This window comes from Pantoea sp. ANP04 (assembly GCF_041982285.1).
Lineage (GTDB): Bacteria > Pseudomonadota > Gammaproteobacteria > Enterobacterales > Enterobacteriaceae > Pantoea > Pantoea eucalypti.
In genome coordinates this window covers 1-613 of record NZ_JAUTYS010000082.1, presented here as the reverse complement: position 1 = coordinate 613, position 613 = coordinate 1, and the positions used below count along the sequence as shown (strand labels likewise).

Annotated in this window: 1 protein-coding gene; it reads right to left on the bottom strand. The window is 62.0% G+C overall.

The window, feature by feature from the left end; translation table 11 throughout:
* The coding region (locus Q7C21_RS22440; RefSeq protein WP_375151149.1) for a sensor histidine kinase at positions 1 to 613 on the bottom strand (613 nt) is incomplete at both ends.

The following is a 613-nucleotide window of genomic DNA, read 5'->3' as shown; positions in this document are numbered from 1 at the left end:
GACCCGGGCCTCGCCGTCCTGGGCATAGACCCGGACTTGGATGGGGCTCTTGGCGCCGTAGCGCAAGGCATTGGTCAGCAGATTGGAAATCACCTGTTCGATGCGGAATTCGTCCCAGTGGCCTTGCAACGGCTGCTCGGCTTCCAGGCTCAGGGACGATTGCGCAGCTTCCACCTGGGGCGCGAAGTTCTCCACCAATCCGCGTACCAACTGCGCCAGGTCAAACCGGGACGGGCGGATCGATAGCTTGCCAGTGCGAATCCGCGAGATGTCCAGCATGTCTTCGATCAGGCGGATCAGGCTTTTGATCTGGCGCTCGTCGCGATCCACCATGGCGTGCATCTTGTCCAGGCTGAAGGCAGCAGCGTTCTCCCGGGCCAGGTGCATCTTGCGCAGCTGGGTTTCCAGGATCAGGCCGTTGAGGGGCGTGCGCACTTCATGGGCGACGATGGACATGAAGTCATCGCGCATGCGCACCGCCTGCTCCAACTCGTTCTGGGTGGCCTGAAGCTTGTTGAGCAACACCTCCTGCTCACGCCGGCTCTGCTCCAGGGCCTCGACCTGCTGCTTCATGGCCTTGCTCTGGCGGTACAGGTCGACGAACACATTGACC